Genomic DNA, 16,895 nt, shown 5'->3' on the forward strand with positions numbered 1-16,895 from the left:
CAGTTGATCATCACCGCGTCGCGTCCGAGCTCACGGACGGTCATCGCGGCGTGCACGCAGCAGTAGTCGAACTCGATGCCCTGGCCGATCCGGTTGGGCCCAGACCCCAGGATCACCACTGAGTCGTTGTCGCCACGACGCACTTCCCCGACAGGGTCGGAATCGCGCTCATGGCTGGAGTAGTAGTACGGCGTTGCCGCCTCGAACTCAGCCGCGCAGGTGTCCACCGATCTGTACGTGCGCGCCAACCCCTCGGTGGTGATCCTCGGGTCCGGCCCGAATCGCATCGGCCAGGCCATCGAGTTCGACTACTGCTGCGTGCACGCCGCGATGACGGTTCGCGAGTCCGGCCGCGACGCGGTGATGGTCAACTGCAACCCGGAGACCGTCTCCACCGACTACGACGTCTCCACCCGCCTGTACTTCGAGCCGCTGACGCTCGAGGACGTGCTGGAGGTCATCCACGCCGAGGAGTCCACCGGCGGCGTGCTGGGCGTGTTCGTGCAGCTCGGCGGGCAGACCCCGCTGAAGCTGGCACAGGAGCTCGCCGATGCCGGCGTCCCGATCCTGGGCACCAGCCCCGAGGCCATCGACCTGGCCGAGCACCGCGGCGCCTTCCAGCGCGTGCTGGATGCCGGCGGGCTCATCGCCCCGAAGAACGGCACCGCCGTCTCCTTCGAGGAAGCCAAGCGCATCGCCGACGAGATCGGCTACCCGGTGCTGGTTCGTCCGTCCTACGTTTTGGGTGGCCGCGGCATGGAGATCGTGTACGACGAGGCCAACCTCGCCCGCTACATCACCAACGCCACCGAGATCACCGCCGACCACCCGGTGCTGGTTGACAGGTTCCTCGAGGACGCCATCGAGATCGACGTCGACGCCCTGTTCGACGGCACCGACCTCTACGTCGGCGGCATCATGGAGCACATCGAGGAGGCAGGCATCCACTCCGGCGACTCCGCCTGCGTGCTGCCCCCGATCACCCTGGGCCGGGACGTGCGCGACCGCGTGGTCGCCGCGACCCGGGCCATCGCCGAGGGCGTGGGCGTGCGCGGCCTGATCAACATCCAGTTCGCACTGGCCTCCGACGTGCTCTACGTGATCGAGGCCAACCCGCGCGCCTCGCGCACCGTGCCGTTCACCTCCAAGGCCACCGGCGTGCAGCTGGCCAAGGCCGCGGCGATGATCGGTGTCGGCGTGTCCATCGCCCACCTGCGTTCGGTGCACCACATGCTGCCGGAGTCCGGCGACGGCGCCAACCTGCCCGAGGGCGCACCTGTCTCGGTGAAGGAAGCAGTGCTTCCCTTCGCCCGCTTCCGCACCCCGGAGGGCAAGGTCGTCGACTCGCTGCTTGGCCCGGAAATGCGCTCCACCGGCGAGGTCATGGGCATCGACAAGTACTTCGACACCGCCTTCGCCAAGTCCCAGGCCGCGGCAAACAACCCGCTGCCGACCAAGGGCAAGGTCTTCGTCTCGGTCGCCAACCGCGACAAGCGCTCCATCGTGATCCCGGTCAAGCACCTTGCCGACATCGGATTCGAGATCATCTCCACCGGCGGCACCGCCGAGGTGCTGCGCCGCAACGGCATCCCCTCCACCGTGGTCCGCAAGGTCCGCGAGGGATCGATCGAGGGCGAGTCCAACATCGTCGACTTGATCACCGACGGGGAGATCGCCATGATCCTGAACACCCCCTCGGGCGGCGAGGCACGCGGCGACGGCTACGAGATCCGCGCCGCCGCCGTCTCGGTGGGCACCCCGATCATCACCACGGTTGCCGAATTCGGTGCCGCGATCCAGGCCATCGACGCGATGCGCCACTTCGAATGGACCGTCACCTCGCTGCAGGAGCACGCCAAGACCCTGCAGGCGGCGGGCGTGGCCGAGGCCGCTGCGGCAGCAGCCGCGGCGAACAAGGACGGCGCCAATGCCTAGCGCGGCGGCACGCGCCGCCGCCGCGGGCGCCCGTGCCCCCTTCGGGCGGCGCCTGGCCGCGGCCATGGCCGCGCACGGCCCGCTGTGCGTGGGCATCGACCCGCACCCGGCGCTGCTTGCGGCCTGGGGGCTTGAAGACGATGTGCACGGGCTGCGCAGCTTCTCGCTGGGGGTCGTCGAGGCCCTGGCCGGGCACGTCGCGGCGCTGAAGCCGCAGGTGGCGCTGTACGAACGCCACGGTTCGCGCGGGCTGGCGGTGCTGGAGGAAACCCTGGCGCTTTGCGCTGCGGGACACGTCCTGTCCATCGCGGATGCCAAGCGCGGGGACATCGGCTCCACCATGGCCGCCTACGCGGATGCCTGGCTGGGGGAGGGCAGCCCGCTGGCCGCCGACGCGGTGACGCTGAGCCCCTACCTGGGCTACGAGTCGCTGCGCCCCGCCCTTGACCTCGCGGCGGCCACCGGCCGCGGCGTGTTCGTGCTGGGGCTGACCTCCAACCCGGAGGGCAAATCGGTGCAGCACGTCGGCGGCGCCGACTCCGTGGCCAAGGGCATCGTCGGTGCGGTCGCGGCGGAGAACGCCGGAGCGACCCCGTTCGGGTCCACCGGCCTGGTCATCGGCGCCACCGTGGGCGCGGCCCTGGAGGAACTGGGCATCGACCTGGCTGCCTCCAACGCCCCGATCCTGGCACCGGGCCTCGGCGCCCAGGGTGCCACGGGTGCGGACATGAAGGCGTCCTTCGGCGCGTTCTGGCCGCAGGTGCTCGGCACCTCCAGTCGCGACGTGCTCAAGGCAGGTCCCGATGCGGGCGCCCTGCGCGACGCCGCTGCTGCAACCCGGGATTCGCTGCTCTAGGCACGCGCGAGGCGGACACCGGATTTCGGTTCCCTTTCGATGCCCCCGGCGCAACCCCACATGGGGTCGCGCCGGGGGCATCGTCGTCCCCCTTCAAGGGCCACGGCGGCGCCCCGATTCGGCCAGGCCGGGTGCGGTCCATCGCGCGCCCGGGGCACCCGACACATCGGTGCTTGTGGGGCCCGCATCCGGCCCCAAACGAAGAATGCGGGATGATCTTGGTTACACCCGCGTCCCGGCAATGCGCCCAACGACCGGAATTTGCCCCTCGTTCACGCATTTGTGGTAGCCACAGCACGATTAACCATTGCATCGGGGGCCATCATTCGTTATCTTCAGTTCAGGGCTTGTTGCCCTGGTGCTTGACCCAATAGATGGAATGGCGGCAAAAGGCATGGTACTGCGAGAACTCTCAGACGAGGACCGTATTCGCGCGCGGGCAAAGGCGTTGGCTGCGCGCACGCGCCGGGCCGAAATCAAGAACCAGTTCGGCACCGGCAAGCTGGGAATCAACGAACTCCTGGACCTGGTTCCCACCGACGAGGCCATCGGGCGGCTTCGGGTCATGGACCTCCTGGAGTCCGTCCCCGGCGTCGGCGAGATCCGCGCGCACACGCTTATCGATAGACTAGGCATCTCACCCAGCCGGCGCCTGCGCGGACTGGGGCGCAAACAGCGCATCGCATTGGTGGATCATTTCCAGCAATCGCCACCCAAAACGAAAGCGTAACGAAGCACACCATGACGGCAAGCCCCCACCCAACGGTCACAGTCCTCGCCGGTCCAACGGCCGTAGGGAAGGGAACGATCTCCACCCACATTCGCGACAACTACCCCCAGGTGTGGCTCTCGGTTTCCGCCACGACGCGCAACCCGCGCCCGGGCGAGGTCGACGGCGTGCATTACTTCTTTGTGGGGCCCGAGAAGTTCGGCGAACTGGTCAAGGACGGGGAAATGCTCGAGTGGGCGGTCGTGCACGGCCAGAACAGCTACGGCACCATCCGCACCAAGGTCGAGGAGGCGGTGGCCGCAGGGAAGCGGGTGCTGCTGGAGATCGACCTGCAGGGTGCGCGCCAGGTGAAAGAGAACCTGCCGGAGGCGACATTCGTGTTCCTGGCACCTCCCAGCTGGGATGAATTGGTGCGCCGACTTGTGGGCCGCGGCACCGAAACACCCGAGGAGCAGCAGCGCCGGCTGGAAACCGCTAAACTGGAACTTGCCGCGGAATCGGAATTTGACGTGACCATCGTCAACGACGACATTTCGCGGGCCGCAAACGAGCTGGTGACCCTCATGGGGTTGACCCCGCACGCACGCTAAAAACTTTTGTGTAAGGCCCTCCGTGTCCCCGGTGCCGCATGGCGCCGGGGACAAAGCGGCGGATGCAGTACCCATACGTCTTGATCCACCAACTAGTTATTTGGAGGCTTCGTGAACACGAACCTTGAAGGCATCATCAGCCCGTCCATCGACTCGCTGCTGACCACCACCGATTCGAAGTACGCATTGGTGATCAACTCCGCCAAGCGCGCACGCCAGATCAACGCGTACTACGCACAGCTGCACGAGGGCCTCTTCGAGTACGTCGGCCCGCTGGTCGACACCCGCCTGAACGAGAAGCCGCTGTCCATCGCCCTGCGCGAAATCAACGAGGGCATGCTCAACGTCACGAAGATCGAGGAAGTCGCCGAGTAGCCACTCGGCCGCAAACGATTACAACGCGTGCGTGCCGGCGCACCTTGGATCGGGCCAACCGGCCCCTCCGGGCCGGCGCCACGCACTAACGCATCGGTGGTAGCAGTGAAGCGCATTGTCCTAGGTGTATCCGCAGGGATCGCCGCCTACAAGGCAGCTTTGCTGCTACGGCTGTTTAAAGAGGCGGGACACCAAGTCGATGTCATCCCCACGGCGGCCTCGCTCGAATTTGTGGGTCTGGCGACCTGGGAGGCGCTGAGCGGGCGCCCGGTGCGCACCTCGGTCTTCGAGGCAGTGGACACCGTCAACCACGTCCGCCTCGGCCAGGAAGCCGACCTGGTCGTCATCGCCCCGGCAACCGCCGACGTGATGGCGCGGGCAGCGGCCGGGATGGCCAACGACCTGCTCACCGGCACGTTGCTGGCCACCGGAGCCCCGGTGGTCATGGCCCCGGCCATGCACACCGAAATGTGGGAACACCCCGCCACGGTCGCCAATGTGGCGCTGTTGCGCAGCCGCGGAGTGCACGTGATCGAGCCCGCCGTCGGGCGCCTCACGGGCAAGGATTCCGGTGCCGGGCGGTTCCCCGAGCCCGAGGACATCTTCGCGGCGCTCGCGCCCTACCTTGAAGATGAACCCGGCGTGTCCGTGCCAGGCGCGCCGGACGCAGCCGTGCCGGCCGTCGGCCCGCTGGCCGGGAAGGTTGTCGCGATTTCCGCCGGCGGCACCCGGGAGCCGCTGGACCCCGTGCGCTACCTGGGCAACAGGTCCTCGGGCCGCCAAGGCATCGCCCTGGCCAAGGCGGCACTCGCGGCCGGCGCCACTGTCCGCTTCATCGCCGCCCACATGGACCTGCCCGCACCCGCGGGCGTTCAACTGAGCACCGCCTCCACCGCCCGGCAGCTGCAGGGCGCCGTCGCGGAGGCCGCCCGCGGCGCCGACGTGTTGATCATGAGTGCAGCGGTTGCCGACTTCCGCCCGGCCGAATACGTGGATTCGAAGATCAAGAAGTCCGACGACCACGCGGACCCGGTGATCACCCTGGTGCGCAACCCCGACATCCTGGCCACCCTGGTCGCCGACCGCGCCGCCGACCGCGCCGCCGGGGGCAGCGCCGGGGACCTGCCGGGGCTGATCGTGGGCTTCGCCGCGGAAACCGGCGACGCGGAGGCGGGCGTGCTCGAATACGGGGCGGCCAAGCTGAAGCGCAAGGGCTGCGAAATGCTGGTCGTCAACGAGGTGGGGGAGAACCTGACCTTCGGGACCGACGAGAACTCGGTGACCATCCTCTTTGCCGACGGCACCGAGGCGGTGCGCGCTTCCGGGTCGAAGGATCAGGTCGCCGCCTCCGTCATCGAGGCCGTCACCCGGGCGCTGGCCCCCGTCAGGCTGCACTGACCGACCCCGGCTCCCACCCCGGCTCCGATCCCTGAGCCGTGGATCCCTGCGCCGAGCGACGAGTCAAGTCGGGTGCCGCGCTGCGTCATGAAGCGCTGCCGGGCGCCACGAATCGTCACGAAGTCGGTGTGGCCACTTCCACATGACTTCACGGATCCGCGGATCCGACCGGCGTGTGCTCTTACCGGTAGAGTGGCAAGGTGACTTTAGAAACCCCGCAGCTACGCCTCTTCACCTCCGAATCGGTTACGGAGGGCCACCCGGACAAGATCTGTGACCAGATCTCCGATGCCATCCTCGACGCCATGCTGGCCCAGGACCCCAACTCCCGGGTTGCCGTGGAGACCCTGACCACCACCGGTCTGGTGCACGTGGCGGGCGAGGTGACCACCGACGGCTATGTGGAGATCCCGGAGATCGTGCGCCGCACCATCCTGGACATCGGCTACGACTCCTCGGCCAACGGCTTCTACGGCGCGCGCTGCGGCGTGTCGTTGTCCATCGGGCAGCAGTCGCAGGAAATCTCCGACGGCGTGTTCAACTCCCTGGAGGTCCGCGAGGGCACCGCCGTTGACCCGCGCGACGCGCAGGGCGCCGGCGACCAAGGCCTGATGTTCGGCTACGCGTCCGACGAGACGGCAACGCTCATGCCGACCCCCATCCACCTGGCACACCGGCTCTCCGAGCGGCTGACCCAGGTGCGCAAGGACGGCACGCTGTCCCTGCTGCGCCCCGACGGCAAGACCCAGGTCACCGTCGGCTACGACGGGGACATCCCGGTTTCCGTGCAGACCATCGTGGTCTCCTCGCAGCACGCCGCCGAGTTCTCGCTGGAGGACCTGAAGGACGGGCTGCTGGCCGAGGTCGTCAATCCGGTGCTTGCCGGCACTGACCTGGACACCTCCGAGACCCGCATCATCCTGAACCCCTCGGGCCCCTTCATCATCGGCGGACCGGTGGGCGACGCCGGGTTGACCGGCCGCAAGATCATCGTCGACACCTATGGCGGCTATGCCCGCCACGGCGGCGGCGCCTTCTCCGGCAAGGATCCCTCGAAGGTCGACCGCTCGGCCGCCTACGCCATGCGCTGGGTCGCCAAGAACGTGGTTGCAGCCGGGTTGGCGCGCCGCGTCGAGGTCCAGGTCGCCTACGCCATCGGCGTGGCGCGCCCCGTGGGCCTGTACGTGGAGACCTTCGGCACCGAGACCGTCGACCCGGTGCGGATCACCGCGGCGATCAACGAGATCTTCGACCTGCGCCCGCTGGGCATCATCGAGGACCTCGACCTCAAGCGCCCGATTTACCAGAAGACCGCCGCCCACGGCCACTTTGGCCGCGAGGAAGCTGACTTCACCTGGGAGAACCTGGATCGCGTCGACGCCCTGAAGGCGTACTTCGGCGCCTAGGCGCCCACACCTGCCGGTCCACGGGCCGCCAGGACCCAGGCCGGGACATGTTCCGGGCATCGGGTGCCGCGCCCGCGAGGCGATGCGGCACCCGATGCGCAGTTAAGCCCCCTGAGGGGCGGGCCCGCTGCGAGGCAAGCCGTTCCCACCGTCGGGCAGTGGCGCGCACTGGCGGGCAGGGCGGCGGTAGTGTAATTTTCAAGGCGTTCAAGGGGAGGTGTGGTGCATGGAGAAGGCGGCGCAGCCCTCGTTGCTGGCGGGCTTTGACCTGTCCTCCCCGATGCCCGGCATCCCGAACATGGCGAGCGAGCTGCCGGTCGCCAGGGTCGTGATCGACTCCGCCGTCCCGCACCTGGACCGCCCCTTCGACTACCTGGTGCCCGCAGAGCTCGACGCGGCGGCGCAACCGGGCGTCCGGGTCAAGGTGCGCTTCGGCGGGCAGGAGCTTGCCGGTTACCTCGCCGAGCGGCTCGAACACTCCGAGCCGGGGCTCAAGCTGCAGCCGCTGCGCACCGTCGTGTCCCCGGAAATTGTCCTGTCCGCCCCGGTGCTCGCGGTGGCCAGGGCCGTGGCCGAACGCTATGCCGGCGGGGTGTGGGACGTGCTGCGCTCGGCCGTCCCGGCCCGCATGGCCCGGGTGGAGACCGAGAAACCGGTGGCCGACGAGTCCGCGCCCGAAGCTGAACCGGCAGAAAATTCCCCGGACGAACCGTCCGACGCATTGCTCACGGAGTACCACGGCGGCGCCGAGTTCGCCCAGGCGCTGCGCGCCGGCGGCGCCCCGCGCGCCGTGCTGTCGGCCGTGCCCAACCGGCCCGGGGACTGGCCGGTGCTGCTGCTTGAGGCCGCCGAACTGACCTTGGCCTCCGGGCGCGGGGTGCTCATTGTGGTTCCCGACGCCCGCGACCTCGCCAGGCTCTGCGCCACCCTCGATGGGCGCATCGGCGCACACGCCTATGCCCGGCTCAGCGCCGAGGACGGGGCGACCCCGCGCTACCGCAGCTTCCTGCGTGTCGCCCGCGGACACGCCCGGCTGGTCGTCGGCACCCGCAATGCAGCCTTCGCCCCGGTGCGCGACCTGGGCCTGGCCGTCATCTGGGACGACGCCGACACCTCGCACGCCGAACCGCGCGCCCCCTACCACCATGCCCGCGAGGTCCTGCTGCTGCGCTGCGGGATCGAGAACGCGGGGCTGCTGCTTGCAGCGCCCGGGCGCAGCGCCGAGGCCCAGCGCCTGGTCCGCAGCGGCTGGGCGAAGGAACTGGGAGCCGATCGGAAGCTGCTGCGCGCCCACGCGCCGCGTGTCATTGCCGCCTCCGACGAATTCGAGGCCGACCGCGACCCGCTGTTGCACGCTGCCCGGCTCCCTGCAGCCGCCTGGCGCGAGGCCAAGGCAGCACTGGCGCACGGGCCGGTGCTGGTGCAGGTCGCGCGCACCGGGTTCATGCCCGCGCTGCGCTGCGAACGCTGCCGCACCCCCGCCCGCTGCACCGCCTGCAACGGTCCGCTGGCGCTGGACGACGCCCGCGGGGCGCCCGCCTGCGGCTGGTGCGGGCGGGTGGCAAACGGCTGGAACTGCGTCGAGTGCGGCTTCATGCGACTGCGTGCCGCGTCCATCGGCGCCGACCGCACGGCCGAGGAGCTCGGTCGCGCCTTCCCCAACATCAAGGTCGTTGCCGCCACCGGGGCGAAGCCGCTGTACACGGTTCCGTCCGTCCCGGCGCTGGTCGTGGCGACCCCGGGCGCCGAGCCGGTGGCCGAGAACGGGTACGCGGCGGTGCTGCTGCTGGACGGGGACCGGATGATGGCCCGCGAGGGGCTGCGCACCGGCGAGGAGGTGCTCAACCGCTGGATGGGGGCAGCGCATCTGGCCCGCGGGCGCGATGCGTCAGGGGGCCGCCCGGGCGGCGGCACAGTGGTCGTCGCGGGGGAGCCCGGGGAGCCGATGCGCGCGCTGGTGCGCTTCGACGCCGCCGCCTACGCGGAGGCGGAACTCGATGAGCGCCGCACCCTGGGCCTGCCCCCTGCCGTGCGCACCGCGATGGTCAAGGGACCTGCGGCGACGGCCGACAAGTTCATGGCGGCGCTGGCGCTGGGCGAGGAGGTGCGCCGGCACGGGCCGGTGCTGCTGGGGGAGGGCGAGCACCGCTGGCTGCTGTTCTTCTCCTACGCGCAGGGCCCCGCTGTCACCGCCGCCCTGCGCGCCCTGCGCGCCACCTTCAGTGCGGCGAAGGAACCGATCGTCTCGATCCGCATCGACCCCGACGGCATCCTCTAGGGTTCTTCAGGCCTCGACTGGCCCGGCCCCCACCTGGCCCGGAGTTTCAACTGGCCCGGTCGGCCCGTTTTGCCCGGGCTATTGTGCGTTCGCCTGGTCCTGGTGCGGGTACAGCATGCGCGGCATTCCCCGCGGGACCCAGGGGTGCTCATTGGCCAGGAACTCCTCGATGAGCGATGCGGCCTCGGGTGCCTTTTCGTAGTGGATCAGGTGCCCGACATCGCCGATGACCCGCATGAGCGCCCGCGGGAAGGTGCGGGCCAGGGCACGCTGGGCGGGCACCGACCCCAGCTCGTCATGTTCGCCGACCACCAGCAGCACCGGCTCGTTGATGCGTGCAGCGACATCGCGCACCGTCGCGGTGATCGACGCGCCATAGGCCTCGCGCAGGGTGGCCCGCGAGGTGAAACCGGAGAAGTAGCGCCGGTGCTGGTCAAGGACATAGGCGCGCATCGCAGGGTCCTTCGACTTGAGCATGGCCAGCGACATCACATCGGTGATGAACCGCGAGCGCAGCAGCGCCTCGCCCAGTGGTGCCGGCAGTTTTTCCCCGGCGGCGTAGTACGCCCCGGCGGCCCGGGACATCGCGGCCTGGCTGCCCTCGAGCGCCGGCTCGCAGATCGGGTTGATCAGCACCAAGCGGGCAAAGGTGCCCGGATGCCGCGCCAGGAATGTCGCGGCGACGATGGTGCCGAAGGAATGGCCCAGCAGGATGGTGTCGGGGCCCAGCCCCAGCTCCTCGCGCAGCGCCCCGATGACCTCGCCGTAGCCTGCAACGTCGTGGCTCGGCGCCGCCGCGGACGACGCAGCCACCGGCGCGCCGGGGTCCGACACGCCGGAAGCAGGGGTCGAATCCCCGGCGAAGGGGGTCGAGGCGCCGAAGCCGGGCAGGTCGGGCACGATGATCGCGAAGTCCGACAGCTGATCGATGATGCGGGCCAGGCCGTGGTGGTCGCCGCGGAAGCCGTGCACCGCCAGGATGACGCCGCGGCAGGGGCCGAGCGCCGGGTAGGTCCAGGTGGAAACCCGCGAGCCGTGCACGTGGTGAATGCTTTTCAGGGCGCGGCGCGAGGAATGCGGCGAGGTCGGGAGCATGGATCCAGCCTATCCCGCGGCGCGGGATGCGCCGGATAGGCGAAGGGGGGCGGGCACTCGTTCGGCTCCGATTCGGCAACGATTCGCCTACGCTTCATCCAGGGGTCTAGGCACCGGCACCCGCGCCCCGGTAATGTCGGGAAGACCATGTGAAGCACGCTTTACGCCCACTGCAACACCGAAGGATGGCCCCCACCGTGGAAGCCGCAGCGTCCCACCGATCCCAACTGGCGGCACTGCGCGCCCGGCCCGGAGCCAAGGTGCTCATCGTCGGCGGGGGAATCAACGGGGTGGCGACGTTCCGCTACCTGGCGCTGCAGGGCGTCGACGTGGCGCTGGTGGAACGCGGCGACTACTGCCAGGGCGCCTCGGGCGCCTCCTCGCACATGATCCACGGCGGCATCCGCTACCTGGAAAACGGGGAATTCCGCCTGGTCCACGAGGCGGTGCGGGAACGCAACACGCTGCTGGAGATCGCCCCGCACTATGTCAAGCCGCTGCGAACCACCGTCCCGATCTTCTCCACCTTCTCCGGGCTCCTGGCCGCGCCCCTGCGCTTTGTGACCCACAGGCCCGGCCTGCGGGCCGAACGCGGGGCGGTGCTGATCAAGATCGGCCTGATCATGTACGACGTGTTCGCCGGGGCCATCGGGCGCAACACGCCCTGGCACCGGTTCCGCGGGGCGAAGGCCTCCCTCGCGGTGCTGCCCAAGCTGCGCGCGGACGTGAAGTACACCGCCACCTACTTCGACGCCTCGGTGCACAACCCCGAACGGCTCACCCTGGACGTGCTGCGCGACGGGCTGGAGGCAAACCCGCACGCGCGGGCCAGCAACTACGTGGCCCTGATCGGGCACGGCGAGCGCGGGGCGCATTTGCGCGACGAGCTCACCGGGGCGGAGTTCGACTTCGACGCGCAGGTCATCGTCAACACCACCGGCGCCTGGGTGGATGTGACCAACGCGGCAATCGGCACCCCCAGCCGCTTCATGGGCGGGACCAAGGGCAGCCACATCGTGCTTGAGCATCCCGGGCTGCTGGCCGCCTGCGACGGGCGGGAGATCTTCTTCGAGCACTCCGACGGGCGCATCGTGCTGATCTACCCGCTGGGGGACCGGGTGCTGGTGGGCACCACCGACATCGACGCGGACATGGGCGAACCCGCCCGCTGCACCAACGAGGAAGTCGCGTACTTCTTCGAGCTGATCGGCCACGTCTTCCCGTCCATCCCGGTGTCCGAGGAGCAGATCGTCTACAGGTTCTCCGGGGTGCGCCCGCTGCCGCGCCACGACGACACCGCCCCCGGCTTCGTTTCGCGCGACTACCGGATCGAACACACAAGGCTTGCAGGAGACACCCCGATGCTGTCGCTGGTCGGCGGGAAATGGACGACGTTCCGCGCGCTGGGCAGGACACTGGGCAACAAGGTGCTGGCCGAACTCGGGGTCTCGCCCACCCCCGGCACCCGGTCGCTGCCCATCGGCGGAGGACGGGACTACCCCAAGACCCCTGCGGCCCTGGAGACCTGGTATTCCCGGCGCGCCGGGAGGGCCCCGCGGGCACGGCTCGAGGTGCTGCTGCAACGCTATGGCACCCGCGCCGACGCGGTGCTGGAGCACATCGGGCCCAACGACCCGACGCTGCCCGGATGCCCGGAGCTCTCCGCGGCGGAGGTGCGCTATCTGGGCACCTTCGAGCAGCTCGGCTCGCTGGCCGACGTGTTCATCCGCCGCACCTCGCTGGCCTTCCGCGGAATGGTCACCGAGACGCTGCTGGCCCAGGTGGCCGAGGCGCTGGCGCCGGTGCTCGGCTGGGACCCGGCCGAAACCGCGGCGCAGGTCGATGAGTGCCGGCGCGTGCTCTCCGAGGAGCACGGGGCGCGCGTTGCCCTGAGCAACGCCTAGCGCACACGACACAGCAAGCCGCTTTCCGCCGTTGAAAGGCACCGACATGAACCAGTACGTCATCGCGATCGACCAGGGCACCACCAGTTCCCGGGCCATCGTCTTTGACCATGCCGGCACGCCGGTTTCCTCCGGGCAGCTGGAACACGCACAGATCTTCGCGCACCCCGGGTGGGTGGAGCACGACGCCACCGAGATCTGGCGCAACGTCCGCGAGGTCATCGCGGTGGCGCTGGCAGGCGGGAACCTCACCCGGCACGACATTGCCGCCGTCGGCATCACCAACCAACGCGAAACCACCGTGGTGTGGGACAGGTTCACCGGCGAGCCGGTCGCCAACGCCATCGTCTGGCAGGACACCCGCACGCAGTCAATCGTTGAGGAACTCGCAACCGAGGGCGGGACCGGGCGGTACCGGGAGCGCACCGGCCTGCCGCTGGCCCCCTACTTCTCCGGCACCAAGCTCAAGTGGATCCTGGACAACGTGCCGGGGGTGCGGGCCCGCGCCGAGGCCGGGGACCTGCTCTTTGGCACCACCGACACCTGGGTCACCTGGAACCTGACCGGCGGGGTTGACGCCGGGGTGCACGTCACCGATGTCACCAACGCCTCGCGCACCCTGTTCATGGACCTGGCCACGCTGGACTGGGACGAGGAAATCCTTGCCGACTTCGGCGTCCCGCGTGCCATGCTGCCGCAGATCAGGTCCTCCTCCGAGATCTACGGTGCCGTGCACTCCTCCCAGCTCCTGCGCGAGGTGCCAGTGGCCGGGATCCTGGGCGACCAGCAGGCGGCGACGTTCGGGCAGGCCGCCTTCGGTGCCGGGGAGGCCAAGAACACCTACGGCACCGGCTGCTTCCTGATCTTCAACACCGGCGAAAAGATCGTGCGATCGAACAACGGGCTGCTGACCACCCTGGCCTACAAGCTGGGCGACGCGGCCCCGGTCTACGCGCTGGAGGGCTCCATCGCGGTGGCGGGATCGCTGGTGCAGTGGCTGCGCGACAACATCGGGATGATCTCCACCTCCGCGGAGGTCGAGGAGCTGGCCGCCGGGGTTCCTGACAACGGCGGGGTGTACATAGTCCCGGCGTTCTCCGGGCTCTTCGCCCCGCACTGGCGGGCCGATGCGCGCGGGGCCATCGTCGGGCTGACCCGCTTTGCCAACAAGATGCACATTGCCCGCGCAGCCCTTGAGGCCACCGCCTTCCAGGTTCGCGAGGTGCTCGACGCCGTGAACGCCGACGCGCCGGTTCCGCTGAAGGAATTGAGGGTCGATGGCGGCATGGTGGCCAACGACGGGCTGATGCAATTCCAGGCCGACGTGCTCGGCGTGCCGGTGATCCGGCCGAAGGTCACCGAGACCACCGCGCTGGGCGCCGCCTACGCCGCGGGACTTGCCGTGGGCTTCTGGAAGGACACGGCCGAACTCGCGCAGAACTGGGTGCAGGACAAGCGCTGGGAACCCTTGATGGAAACGGCCGAGCGCGAGCGCCAGCTGCGGCTGTGGAAGAAGGCAGTGACCCGGACCCTGGACTGGGTGGACGAGGACGTGCGCTAGCCCACTCGGGCCGTGGGCCCGGCCCGGCGGCTGGGCGGGGGCCCTGCCGCGTGGGGTAGAATGTGGGCATGAACGCAGTGCTCTTGCTAACCTAGCCGCATGGGATACACCCATGCGGCCGCCCCTTGCATGCAAGGGGCTTTTGTGTGTCAGGGCGCCTTTGCCGCCGATGCACCCACTGACCTGCAAGCCGGCCACGTTCCACCCACAGGCGCATGAACAAAAGAAGGCGAAACACGATAGTGAGCACCCAGCCCACCGGCACCGATACCGCGGACAACGAGTCCACCGCAGCGGCCTACAGCTTCCAGGACATGGAAGCGAAGTGGGCTCCGGTATGGGACAAACTCGGCGTCTTCACGCCCAAGGACGACGGCAGTGCCGAACGCCGCTACGTGCTTGACATGTTCCCCTACCCCTCCGGCGACCTGCACATGGGCCACGCCGAGGCCTTCGCCATGGGGGACGTCGTCTCCCGCTACTGGCGCCAAAAGGGCTACGACGTGATGCACCCCATCGGCTGGGACTCCTTCGGGCTGCCCGCCGAAAACGCCGCCATCAAGCGCAATGCCCACCCCTCGGAGTGGACGTACGCGAACATCGACACCCAGGCAGCCAGCTTCAAGCGCTACGCGATCTCGGCCGACTGGTCCCGCCGCATCCACACCTCGGACCCGGAGTACTACCGCTGGACGCAGTGGCTGTTCACCCGCTTCTACGAAAAGGGCCTGGCCTACCGCAAGAACCACCCGGTGAACTGGTGCCCGACCGACCAGACCGTGCTGGCCAACGAACAGGTAGTCAACGGCGCCTGCGAACGCTGCGGCACCATCGTGACCAAGAAGTCGCTGAACCAGTGGTACTTCAAGATCACCGACTACGCCGACCGCCTGCTCGATGACATGGAAGAGCTCAAGGGCCACTGGCCCGAGCGCGTGCTGGCCATGCAGAAGAACTGGATCGGCCGCTCCGAGGGCGCCCACGTGGACTTCGTCATCGAGGCCACCGAGTCCAAGGAAGCGCACAAGACCACGGTCTTCACCACCCGCCCCGACACCCTGCACGGCGCCACCTTCTTCGTGGTGGCAGCCGATGCCGAGCTTGCCGGCGAACTGGTCACCGAGGAGCACCGCGAGGCCCTGGAGGCCTACCAGGACAAGGTCAAGGGGCTCTCGGAAATCGAGCGCCAGGCCACCGAGCGCGAGAAGACCGGCGTGTTCACCGGCCGCTACGCGATCAACCCGCTCAATGGCGAAAAGCTGCCGGTCTGGGCAGCCGACTACGTGCTGGCCGAATACGGCACCGGCGCGATCATGGCCGTGCCCGCGCACGACCAGCGCGACCTGGACTTCGCCCGCACCTTCGACCTGCCCGTGCGCGTGGTGCTGGACACCGGCGAGGAAGACCCTGTGCAGACCGGTGTCGCCACCTCGGGCGAGGGTACGCTGGTGAACTCCGGCGAACTGGATGGCCTGCCCAAGGCCGAGGGCATTGCCCGCGCCATCGAGATCGTCGAGGCGGCCGGCACCGGCGAGAAGTTCGTGAACTTCCGCCTGCGCGACTGGCTGCTGTCCCGCCAGCGCTTCTGGGGCACCCCGATCCCGATCATCCACTGCACCGAGTGCGGCGAGGTCCCGGTTCCCGATGACCAGCTGCCGGTCCGCCTGCCCGATGACCTGCGCGGCGAGGCGCTGGCCCCCAAGGGCACCAGCCCGCTGGCAGCTGCCGAGGAATGGGTCAACGTTGCCTGCCCGAGGTGCGGCGGCGCCGCCAAGCGCGACACCGACACCATGGACACGTTCGTGGACTCCTCTTGGTACTTCCTGCGCTTCGTCTCCCCGCAGTACACCGAGGGTCCCTTCGACCCGCAGGCGGTGCGCGACTGGATGCCGGTGGGCCAGTACGTGGGAGGCGTCGAGCACGCCATCCTGCACCTGCTCTACTCGCGCTTCTTCACCAAGGTCATCTTCGACCTGGGCCTGATCGACGTGAAGGAACCCTTCAGCGCCCTGCTGAACCAGGGACAGGTGCTCAACGGCGGCAAGGCCATGAGCAAGTCGCTGGGCAACGGCGTTGACCTGGGCGAGCAGCTGGACAAGTTCGGCGTCGATGCAGTGCGGCTGACCATGATCTTCGCCTCCCCGCCGGAGGACGACGTGGACTGGGCCGATGTGTCCCCGGGCGGTTCCTCCAAGTTCCTGGCCCGCGCCTGGCGCATGGCGCAGGACGTCGACAACGAACCGGGCACGGACCCGGCCAACGGTGACAAGGCACTGCGCCAGGTCACCCACAAGGCGGTGCACGAGGCTGCCGGAATGCTCGAGGGCGGCAAGTTCAACGTCGTCGTCGCCAAGCTGATGGAGTTGGTCAACGCGACCCGCAAGACCATCGACTCCGGCGCCGGTGCCGCGGATCCGGCGGTCCGCGAGGCCGCGGAGGCCGTCGCGGTCATCCTCTCGCTCTTCGCCCCGTACACGGCCGAGGACATGTGGGCGGCGCTGGGCCACGAGCCCTCGGTCGCCAACGCCGGCTGGCCGGCGGTCGACGAGTCCTTGCTGGTCCAGGACACCGTCACGGCGGTCGTGCAGATCAAGGGCAAGGTCCGGGCGCGCCTGGAGGTCTCGGTGGACATCACCGCCGAGGAACTCGAGGCACTGGCCCTGGCCGACGAGGCGGTGGTCCGCTACCTCGACGGTGCGGCGATCGCCAAGGTCATCGTGCGTGCACCGAAACTGGTCAACGTGGTACCCGCCTCCTAGCCGAGGCA

Annotated in this window: 12 protein-coding genes and 1 pseudogene; 11 read left to right on the top strand and 2 right to left on the bottom strand. The window is 69.1% G+C overall.

The genetic code is table 11. The features are described 5' to 3' along the window. A partial coding sequence (locus ACLQ7E_RS17020; RefSeq protein WP_411733758.1) for a hypothetical protein occupies positions 1-227 on the bottom strand: 227 nt, incomplete at its 3' end. Between ACLQ7E_RS17020 and carB the strand changes: the two are divergent. The 8 genes and pseudogenes from carB to ACLQ7E_RS17060 form a co-directional block, all read left to right on the top strand. Then, a pseudogene (gene carB, locus ACLQ7E_RS17025) lies at positions 226-1,935 on the top strand (carbamoyl-phosphate synthase large subunit); the annotation flags it as partial. The gene ACLQ7E_RS17020 and the pseudogene carB overlap by 2 nt on opposite strands. Beyond that, positions 1,928-2,791, top strand: coding sequence for an orotidine-5'-phosphate decarboxylase (gene pyrF / locus ACLQ7E_RS17030; protein ID WP_411733759.1), 864 nt, complete (start codon positions 1,928-1,930; stop codon positions 2,789-2,791). The pseudogene carB and the gene pyrF, both read left to right, overlap by 8 nt. Before the next feature lie 394 nt (positions 2,792-3,185). Next, on the top strand, positions 3,186-3,521 hold the full coding sequence (gene mihF / locus ACLQ7E_RS17035) for an integration host factor, actinobacterial type (RefSeq protein ID WP_411733760.1): 336 nt from the start codon (positions 3,186-3,188) through the stop codon (positions 3,519-3,521). Between the two features lie 11 nt (positions 3,522-3,532). Beyond that, on the top strand, positions 3,533-4,111 hold the full coding sequence (gene gmk, locus ACLQ7E_RS17040; RefSeq protein ID WP_411733761.1) for a guanylate kinase: 579 nt from the start codon (positions 3,533-3,535) through the stop codon (positions 4,109-4,111). Between the two features lie 111 nt (positions 4,112-4,222). Next, positions 4,223-4,486: a DNA-directed RNA polymerase subunit omega gene (gene rpoZ, locus ACLQ7E_RS17045; RefSeq protein ID WP_411733762.1), complete on the top strand. Its 264-nt coding sequence runs from the start codon at positions 4,223-4,225 to the stop codon at positions 4,484-4,486. A 105-nt stretch (positions 4,487-4,591) separates the two neighbouring features. Further along, positions 4,592-5,884 carry a bifunctional phosphopantothenoylcysteine decarboxylase/phosphopantothenate--cysteine ligase CoaBC gene (gene coaBC / locus ACLQ7E_RS17050; protein WP_411733763.1) on the top strand — a complete coding sequence of 431 codons (1,293 nt, stop codon included), beginning with the start codon at positions 4,592-4,594 and terminating at the stop codon, positions 5,882-5,884. A gap of 200 nt (positions 5,885-6,084) precedes the next feature. Continuing rightward, the gene (gene metK, locus ACLQ7E_RS17055; RefSeq protein WP_411733764.1) at positions 6,085-7,290 is read left to right on the top strand and encodes a methionine adenosyltransferase; all 1,206 of its coding nucleotides are present in this window, start codon (positions 6,085-6,087) and stop codon (positions 7,288-7,290) included. Between the two features lie 226 nt (positions 7,291-7,516). Continuing rightward, a complete protein-coding gene (locus ACLQ7E_RS17060; protein WP_411733765.1) occupies positions 7,517-9,568 on the top strand; it encodes a primosomal protein PriA in 2,052 nt (683 codons plus the stop codon). Between the two features lie 78 nt (positions 9,569-9,646). On the opposite strand, the gene ACLQ7E_RS17065 is transcribed toward ACLQ7E_RS17060, so the two are convergent. Next, positions 9,647-10,663 carry an alpha/beta fold hydrolase gene (locus tag ACLQ7E_RS17065; RefSeq protein ID WP_411733766.1) on the bottom strand — a complete coding sequence of 339 codons (1,017 nt, stop codon included), beginning with the start codon at positions 10,661-10,663 and terminating at the stop codon, positions 9,647-9,649. Positions 10,664-10,848: 185 nt separating this feature from the next. Between ACLQ7E_RS17065 and ACLQ7E_RS17070 the strand changes: the two genes are divergently transcribed. The 3 genes from ACLQ7E_RS17070 to leuS all read left to right on the top strand — a co-directional run bounded on the left by ACLQ7E_RS17070 (position 10,849) and on the right by leuS (position 16,887). Then, the gene (locus tag ACLQ7E_RS17070) at positions 10,849-12,567 is read left to right on the top strand and encodes an FAD-dependent oxidoreductase (RefSeq protein WP_411733767.1); all 1,719 of its coding nucleotides are present in this window, start codon (positions 10,849-10,851) and stop codon (positions 12,565-12,567) included. A 46-nt stretch (positions 12,568-12,613) separates the two neighbouring features. Then, positions 12,614-14,128 (top strand): glycerol kinase GlpK, encoded by a 1,515-nt coding sequence (glpK, locus tag ACLQ7E_RS17075; protein WP_411733768.1) that lies wholly within the window; start codon positions 12,614-12,616, stop codon positions 14,126-14,128. A 242-nt stretch (positions 14,129-14,370) separates the two neighbouring features. Further along, the gene (gene leuS / locus ACLQ7E_RS17080; RefSeq protein ID WP_411733769.1) at positions 14,371-16,887 is read left to right on the top strand and encodes a leucine--tRNA ligase; all 2,517 of its coding nucleotides are present in this window, start codon (positions 14,371-14,373) and stop codon (positions 16,885-16,887) included. Positions 16,888-16,895: the final 8 nt, after the last annotated feature.

Source organism: Paeniglutamicibacter sp. (genome assembly GCF_046714615.1).
In the GTDB taxonomy this organism is placed as follows: Bacteria; Actinomycetota; Actinomycetes; order Actinomycetales; family Micrococcaceae; genus Paeniglutamicibacter.